Raw genomic sequence first — 8,376 nt, 5'->3', positions numbered from 1 at the left:
ATACATTTTCCGATTTAAAAGCATATTTGAAGATCTCAAACGATCAATGTAAAACGTTCGGCAAAGCCATCGAAATCACGACTCCGCCAGGATATCACGTCCTGAATAATGATCGAATCACTATTCTTTCTACCGGTCGCTGGCTCGTTCCGGTTGCTTCGACAGCAGACGTGCATAAGGTAAACCATTTTGTCTGCACCTGTTTCCTTTCGGATGATCAAGGTCAGACCTGGCGCCAATCGAAAGGTAGCGTTGACTATTCAAAACGGGGCGCTATGGAACCAGAGGTCTTCGAACTGAAAAATGGGAACGTTTTGATGATCTTCCGCACACAATCCGGCCACATCGGCTCCAGTATTTCCAAAGACGGAGGCTATACCTGGAGTAAACCCGGTTCCTGGGGCGTAAAAGCGCCGGAAGCGCCCTCCACACTACGCCGCGTCCCTTCAACGGGAGACCTGATGTTGATCTGGAACAATAACTTTGAACCGGGCACCGGGCATAGCGGTAAACGAACTCCATTAACCGTCGCCATCAGCTCTGATGAAGGCAAGACCTGGAAACTGAAAAAGAATCTGGAAGACAACCCCAATAATACTTATTCGTATATCAGCTTGGTTTTCCACCAGGGACGCGCCATCATTGGATATTATGTAGGCGACGAAAACAGAGTCATCTCTTCCCGCTTTCGTTCCATCCCGCTCTCCTGGATATATGAACCAGCAAAAGATTAAATCGACAGTCTCACCCCTGCCCCAACTTGGAGACGGGGATGAGATTGAATTTAATTAACTTGAAAACGTCACTTACCGATGCAATACAGAAATTCCTGACGTTTCCCATCGACTTCTCCAGAGGCACGCATATAAATGCGACTAACACAAAATGTGGGAGTGGCGAAGACTTCTGTCCCCAGTTTATTTTCACCCAGCAATTCGAATTTTTTCGGATTCACTTTAAAAATAGAGGTCTCGCCAATTTCGTTTGTAACATAAATCCGCTCTCCTACCAGAACGGGAGACGAACTGAAAGTCCCCCCTAAACGTCCTTTCCAGATTTCCTTACCAGTTTTCACGTCCCAACAGATGGCAACCCCGTTGTCGGTCACGGAATAAATGTGATCACCTTTAATTAACATCGAAGGGACATAGATTCGAGTACTGTTTTCCCAAACCACTTTGCCGGAACCGTCTGCTTTGACCGCGGATATATGATTTTTAGGATAACCTCCACTGGTGAGAATCAACTCGCCGTTTGTGACCGTGGAAGTAACACACTCGGTCGTTGCACCCTCAGTTTTCCAAAGTGTTTTTCCAGTGAGTGGTTCAATGCCTGTTACCAAATCACAGCCTGTCATCAGCACTTGCGCTTTCCCAGCCACTTTCAAGATGATCGGCGAAGGATAGTTGGGAGTTTTTGGTCGATCAATTTTCCAGACTAGCATTCCATCTGCCCGTCTCAACGCCGCGATTGCACCGCCCCCTTTATTATCAGCCGATACGATGACCAACTTTTCATAAAGAGCCGGAGAGGACCCGTATCCCTGGTGAATAATATAATCAGTAATTTTCGTCTGCCAGATCCGTTGGCCATCCAGTCTCAACGCAACCGTATAGGCGGCACCGTTATTGATAAAATTGACAAACAACCGCTTGCCATCACAGGCGACGGTCGAAGAGGCATGAGTTGATTTTTTATTCCCTTTAGTACTGAAGCCCCCTTTAAAAATGACTGTCTTCCAGAGCTGTTTACCGGTTGCTCGATCGTAACCAAGCACAAATTGCGTTTCCGTTTCCGTATTTGCGGAAGCAAGAAACACACGATTCCCAACCACGGTCGGAGAACTGTAACCACGTCCGCTAATCGGTGATTTCCAGAGAATGTTCTCCGTTGCACTCCATTTCAGCGGCGGATTCTGATTCGCGATCGCAATGCCATTTCGTTGTGGTCCACGCCACCAGGGCCAATCGGTCGATTTAACATTAATGGGCTCCACAACAGGCTCTTTTACTTCATCCGCGTTTAAGAACACAGGTTGGGCAAAACAAAACAAGAGACAAGCGATGCAGAATCGATTCATCGGTGGGCTTTCTATCGGCAGGAGGGCTTCGGGAGCGTCTAAGTCAGGTGTAATATTTTTCACGAAACGAAAGTTTATTGTAAGAAGTCGTTGATCAATGACAAGCGCAGCTACTGTTTTGCTCTGTCCATTCTTTGTTCAGGCAATGATTGCTGAGCTGGTTAGTGAACGGTATCATAAGACTCAGGTTACCGTTATCAAAAATAACAACACATCATTTGGAGCCAGGAATCATATCATGCCCTTTCAAAAAACTGCAAAACTCCTGCTGATTGTTATCTTGTTGCTCTGTTTGACGATAACCACGAAAGCCGACGAACAAACTATAATCAGGCAGCGTAAGCAACCGCTGAATTTTCAGATCAAACTAAGTACCGCGATCAAAGGCTATGATGGTAAAACATGCTGGGTGCATGCCCGCGCAGGTGCGATCCCCGTCGGAACGCCGGGAAACCAACTGGACAATCCAATTGTCGTCATGACGATGCAGAAGTTATTACTGTCAGGTAGCGACATCTTTTATGCATTGAACTCTATGCGCACTGATGACATGGGAAAAGCTTGGAAGGGTCCTCTCGAGCAGAAAAATCTCAGCCGTCACGATCTGCCCGACGGCGGAGAAGTCGTTGTTTCTGATTTCTGGCCGCAATGGCACGCCAAATCGAAAACCTTATTAGGAATCGGCCATACCGTGCGTTATTACGGCAATCGGATTGATCACAAGAAAAATATCCGTGTCTCATCGTATGCAACTTACGATCCGGAAAAGAACCTCTGGTCAAACTGGAAGTCGCTCGAACTCCCGAAAGGCCCCGAATTCGTCAGCAGTGGCGCCGGTTCCGTTCAACGTTTTGACTTACACAACGGCGACATTCTATTGCCAGTATATTTCAAACGACCAGAGAAGAAGTTTTCAGACGTCATGGTCATCCGCTGCCGCTTTGATGGTGACACATTGAAATATGTTGAACATGGGAATGAACTCTCCATTGATTTCGGACGGGGTTTTGCCGAACCGTCGATCACCAAATTTGGGGACTGGTTTTACATGACTTTGCGGAATGATAAATCCGCCTATGTTACGCGTAGTAAAGATGGCTTGCGTTTCTCGGAACCCAAAAAATGGACCTTTGAAGACGGTTCCGAACTGGGAAGCTACAACACCCAGGCCCATTGGGTCACACATTCAGAGGGGTTATTCCTGGCTTATACTCGTCGAGGCGCAAAGAACGACCATGTATTTCGAAATCGCGCACCGCTTTTCATCGGACGTGTCAATCCGGAAAAAATTGCCATTATTCGGAGTTCAGAACGCATCGTAATTCCCGAACGCGGAGCCCGCTTGGGGAACTTTGGAATCGTTGATGTGAATGCAAATGAAACCTGGGTCATCGCCAGCGAATGGATGCAAACGCACGGCCCGAATTATGTCATGCCCGTCGATAACAAATACGGATCTGATAACAGTGTGTTCGTCTCGAAAATCTTATGGAGTCAACCAAATGCTCTTAAACCCTGACACCATAACATCAATAACCCTTGATGTATCATTCTCGGACTTGTTAGGATAATAAAAAGCGATCTATGTACATTATCCGAGTCAGCCCCCCCTTGAGGAGAATCGTGATGAGCAACTTGAACCGTCGAACGTTTATGGGAGCCTCTCTAATCTGGGTCGGCGCCTCTGCTTTGGGCCAGGCGGCTGTTTCCGCAAATGAAAAAGTCAACGTCGCGCTGGTCGGCTGTGGTAATCGCGGAAAAGGCCTGGGAGCCAAATTCTCAAATCTACCCGACTGTCAACTTGTGGCTGTCAGTGATGTCGATCAAAATCGTAGCGGACTCATGGCGGATCAAATCGAAAAATCGGGAGCCAGACGACCAAAGCAGGTAGAAGATTTTCGCACACTGCTCGATGGCAACGAGATCGATGCGATTGTCATCGCCACGCCCGATCATTGGCATACGCCGGCTGCCATCATGGCCTGCCAAGCCGGTAAAGACGTCTATGTCGAAAAACCCTGCTCACATAATATCCACGAAGGACGCCAACTGGTGAAAGCCGCCCGCAAATACAAACGCGTGGTCCAGCATGGAACAAATTTAAGAGCGACTCCCGTTTATGAAAAAGCCTGGAAGCAAATCCAGGATGGAGTCATTGGAAAGGTCATGATGGTGAAAGCCATCAATAACCAACGACGCCCCCGTTATTCACATCATCCCGATCAGCCCGTTCCTGAAGGAGTAAACTATGATCTCTGGCTGGGCCCCGCAAAAAAACGACCCTTTAATCGCAGCCGTTTTCATACAGCCTGGCATTGGACCTGGGATTTTGGTACCGGCGATATCGGCAATGACGGCGTGCATCAAATCGATATCGGTCGCTGGGCCCTGAATCTGAAAGCACCGAATGCCGTTTCCTGTAGTGGCGCCAAACTGGGGTCCAAAGGGGATGCCCAGGAAACACCCGATACGATGGTGGTGACCTGGGAATACGATGATCTGCTCTATGTCTACGAACAACGTGACTTCACCCCATATCGCTTACAGGCACATCGCCACGATAATGATAATATTTTCTTTGGCGATAAAGGATTTATGATGGTCGATCGATCAGGCTATCGCATCTTTTTCAAAGGCGAACGTGGTCCTGCTTTCGAACAAAAATGGCAGGATACATCAGCCCATTATCAAAACTTTATCGATTGTGTAAAAACTCGTAAATCACAGAACCTGTTAGCAGAAATTGAAGAGGGGCACTATTCTTCACTGCTCAGCCATCTAGGAAACATTTCGTATCGAACCGGTCGCAGACTGGTGTTCGATCCCAAAACTGAAACGTTTCCGGAAGACAAAGACGCCAATCAATATCTGACCCGCGACTATCGTGATGGATACGAACTGCCCCGTGTCTGATCCAGCATAAAAATGACCGTCCCTACAATACTGTTTTAGAGAAAGCAATTTCATGGCAGACAAAGCAATTGTAGCTCTGTTAATCAGTGAAACTTCTGCGCATCTCAGCGCTTATTTTCCAGCACTCGCATCCTGCGAGGACATCAGCGAAATTATACTGAGTGATGCAGGTCAGAAACATGTTGCAGCAGCCCGCCAGAAACTGGGTGATAAATTAACCAGAGTCTATAACAGTCCGGAAGAACTGTTCAAAAAAGAAAAACCGGACATGGTGCTGGTTTCTATGGAAGCCATCCAGTCACCGGCTGCCATTGATATTGCTCTCGAACATGGCTGCCCTGTTTTTGCCGAAAAACCTTCCTGCACCAGCATCGATCAGTTTGAAGCATTAGTTAAAAAAGCGGATGCAAAACATCTGAATCTCATGTTGGCGCTGGCCAATCGCAACAACCCGGAAGTCAAAGCGGCACGACGCATGGTCCGAAAAGGAACATTGGGAAAAATTTACAGCATCCAACTGAATTACATTGCCGACCAGACGCGATTGACGAGTAAAGGCTATCAGGCCGGTTGGTTTGCACAAAAAAAACGCGCCGGCGGCGGTCATCTAATCTGGCTGGGAATTCACTGGCTCGATCTCGGAATGTATATCACGGATTCCAAAATTACCGACGTGAGCGGCTTCGTTACCAATGTGGGAGGACAACCGATTGACGTTGAAGATTCCGTCGCCCTCAGTTTGAAATTCGACAAAGGCTTCCTCGGTACCATGACATCAGGCTACTTCACCAAACGGGGCAAGCAGTCAATGATTAAAATATGGGGATCCAAAGGCTGGTTGGAAATGGACTACACAACCGGCAAACATTTGCAATGGTCACTCAATGCTGACAAACCGGGCACCATTCATAAATTTGAAGAATCCATTCAACCGCGCGGCTACACTCCCTGTGTACATGCCGCTGTCCGATCAGTTCTGGAAAAAGAACCACCCACGCTCACCAGCCACGACAGTCTCCAGGTCTTAAGAACCATCTATGCCGCTTATGAAGCATCAGAAACGGGAAAGAGTCAAAGTATCCCCGTGGATTAACCTCTGAAGTTTCACCAAACTGCATTCGACTTAGTAGGTGTGTCCCAGATCATTGGTGCGGACCACTTTCAATTTGTCTGCCATGCGTTGCTTAAATTCTGCAACTTTGGTTTGAAAAGCGGGCTTCATTGCCAGGTTCGTATATTGCAATGGATCTTTCTGCATATCGAACAGCTCCATTCCCCCGGATGCATCTTCCTTATATTGAATATAAGCCCAGCGATCATCACGAAGCAGGAAAGCCTGTCGCTTTTTACCACGTGGAGCAACGCTGAATGCAGTATCACGCACACTGACACTGGGATCATCTAACAAGGCCGAAAGGTCTTTACCCTGAATACGTTTGGGAACTTCCAAACCGCACAAGTTACTAATCGTAGGGTACAAATCAAGTAGTTCCGTCAGAGAATGGCAAACAGCCGGTTTTTTTCCGGGGACACTGATAATGAGCGGGACAGACGCCGATTCTTCATGCAAGCTCACCTTGGCCCAAAAATCATGTTCACCCAGGTGATATCCGTGATCGCTCGTAAAAATCACAATGGTTTTATCTTCAATGCCAGCCTCTTTGAGAGCCTGCGTCACTTTCCCAACCTGTGCGTCCATGTACGCCACGGAAGCCAGATAACCGCCGACCGCTTTTTTCTGACGTCTCAAATCCATTTTCATGTTGAGACTGGTTTTATAGTTGATACCTAACCTGGGGATGTCATCCCAGTCACCTTTCACCTTTTCAGGAAGCACATGTTTGCTGTAAGGCTTGAATGGCGGATAATAAGCACGCGGCGCCACAAACGGAACATGAGGCCTCACAAAACCGACGCCCAGAAAAAAGGGCTCGTCTTTGTGTTTCTTGATCAGCGCAACTGCTTTTTTCGCAGTCTTACCGTCGGAGTGCACCAGATCATCTCCATCTGCTTCAACCACAACAAACGTATTCCCGCCAACAGCAGGTTTTTTACCATCAGGATTGTTTTCCAGTGTTTCTCCGTCACCAGCCGCCGTCCATTCAGGCCCCTGGCTGTTAAATTTCTCGGTCCACGAAGCAGGGTCATCCGTGCCATCACTTCCTTTTTCAATATCGATGGGAACGCCCATATGATAAATCTTGCTCACACGCGCAGTGTAGTAGCCATTGTTTTTGAAATGCTGTGACCACGTCGCACGATCGCCGATATAAGATCGAGGGCTGACATAACCAAAAGCCTTAGTCGCATGCGGATAATAACCGGACATGAACGATGCCCGCGAAGGGCCACAATAAGTGGCCTGACAATAAGCCCGCGTGAACCGCGTTCCTTTAGCAGCAATTGCATCAATATTCGGCGTCTGACAGATTTTGTTTCCATAACACGAGAGCGCGGTGGCCGTCAAATCATCAGAAATGATAAACAGCACGTTATATTGTTTTTCAGCTGACTCCGCCTTTTCAGTATAGGAAATTGGCAAAAGAAACAGACAGACAAGAATCGAATAGAAGCGCATTTTCATCTCTATCCCTAATCGGTCGAGAAAAGTGAATGGCGGAAATCCAGCAAGCGGATACTGCATTCCATTCTAGAACTCTGCTTACGAACCGACAACTCAACCACGATTAAAGGCAGACGATCCTAATCCGTCGTTGAAAAAAAGACGAAATCTGTCTGCTAACCGGATGCACATCTAATTGAATACACAAGCGAGCCAACTAATCCTGCTTGACGGGAATGGTCAGCACCAGTCCGGCAAATCGCTCTTTCTTGTTCTTATTAGCACCAAATCCCAAGTGACAACCCAGACACCCGTTGTTGTTCAAAGAAATCGCAACGGCACGGCGATAAACACCTTTTTCCACGCGCTCATATTCATGCTTACCGGCTGCAATCTCTTTAGCAGCCTGCTTCTCAAAATCTCCCTCGGGTTTATGATCGATGCTCATCACCTTGGCATTCACGGCAATCCACTTTGCTTTGATATTCTCCTGGCGATCGATATCTTTAAACATATCCTCCATCACTCGTGCCGGAACAGACGACCTGTCATTGAAGAAATAATAATGGTGCATCGCCTCCAAAGTAGAGGCATACAGATTATGTGTCAGCTTCGCACGTTCACGCGCCACTTCAACCGTCACCAGACGTTGCTCAGTTGATTTCTTTTTCGCTGCAGTCTTCTTTTTCGTAGCAGTCTTGCCAGCGACTGATTTCTCATTTTGAACCGCTTTACCCTTTTCCGCAGTCGGCGGTTCTGCAAACGATGATGCCGCAATATAAAAAACGCTTGCTGAGACAATCAACAAACAGGAAATGGT

The 8,376-nt window shown here is 47.4% G+C and carries 7 protein-coding genes; 4 read left to right on the top strand and 3 right to left on the bottom strand.

Annotated features, from left to right (window positions below):
• Nucleotides 1–734: sialidase family protein (locus tag Q0668_RS22035; protein WP_298868620.1), on the top strand; the 734-nt coding region annotated here is incomplete at its 5' end.
• Nucleotides 735–802: 68 nt separating this feature from the next.
• Here the strand turns inward: Q0668_RS22035 and Q0668_RS22030 are convergent.
• On the bottom strand, nucleotides 803–2,080 hold the full coding sequence (locus Q0668_RS22030; protein ID WP_298868618.1) for a PQQ-binding-like beta-propeller repeat protein: 1,278 nt from the start codon (nucleotides 2,078–2,080) through the stop codon (nucleotides 803–805).
• A 238-nt stretch (nucleotides 2,081–2,318) separates the two neighbouring features.
• Here Q0668_RS22030 and Q0668_RS22025 point away from each other — a divergent pair, with 238 nt between their 5' ends.
• The 3 genes from Q0668_RS22025 (at nucleotide 2,319) to Q0668_RS22015 (ending at nucleotide 6,086) form a co-directional block, all read left to right on the top strand.
• Nucleotides 2,319–3,599: an exo-alpha-sialidase gene (locus Q0668_RS22025; protein WP_298868616.1), complete on the top strand. Its 1,281-nt coding sequence runs from the start codon at nucleotides 2,319–2,321 to the stop codon at nucleotides 3,597–3,599.
• 107 nt (nucleotides 3,600–3,706) lie between these two features.
• The gene (locus tag Q0668_RS22020) at nucleotides 3,707–4,993 is read left to right on the top strand and encodes a Gfo/Idh/MocA family oxidoreductase (protein ID WP_298868615.1); all 1,287 of its coding nucleotides are present in this window, start codon (nucleotides 3,707–3,709) and stop codon (nucleotides 4,991–4,993) included.
• A 52-nt stretch (nucleotides 4,994–5,045) separates the two neighbouring features.
• Nucleotides 5,046–6,086, top strand: a complete 1,041-nt coding sequence (locus Q0668_RS22015) for a Gfo/Idh/MocA family oxidoreductase (RefSeq protein ID WP_298868613.1) — start codon at nucleotides 5,046–5,048, stop codon at nucleotides 6,084–6,086.
• A 30-nt stretch (nucleotides 6,087–6,116) separates the two neighbouring features.
• Here Q0668_RS22015 and Q0668_RS22010 read toward each other — a convergent pair whose 3' ends face one another.
• Together Q0668_RS22010 and Q0668_RS22005 are read right to left on the bottom strand one after the other, a co-directional pair.
• Nucleotides 6,117–7,577, bottom strand: coding sequence for a sulfatase (locus Q0668_RS22010; protein WP_298868611.1), 1,461 nt, complete (start codon nucleotides 7,575–7,577; stop codon nucleotides 6,117–6,119).
• A 196-nt stretch (nucleotides 7,578–7,773) separates the two neighbouring features.
• The coding region (locus Q0668_RS22005) for a DUF3365 domain-containing protein (RefSeq protein WP_298868609.1) at nucleotides 7,774–8,376 on the bottom strand (603 nt) is incomplete at its 5' end.

Source organism: uncultured Gimesia sp. (genome assembly GCF_937910335.1).
GTDB lineage: Bacteria > Planctomycetota > Planctomycetia > Planctomycetales > Planctomycetaceae > Gimesia.
This window is presented reverse-complemented; position numbering and strand designations above follow the sequence as displayed.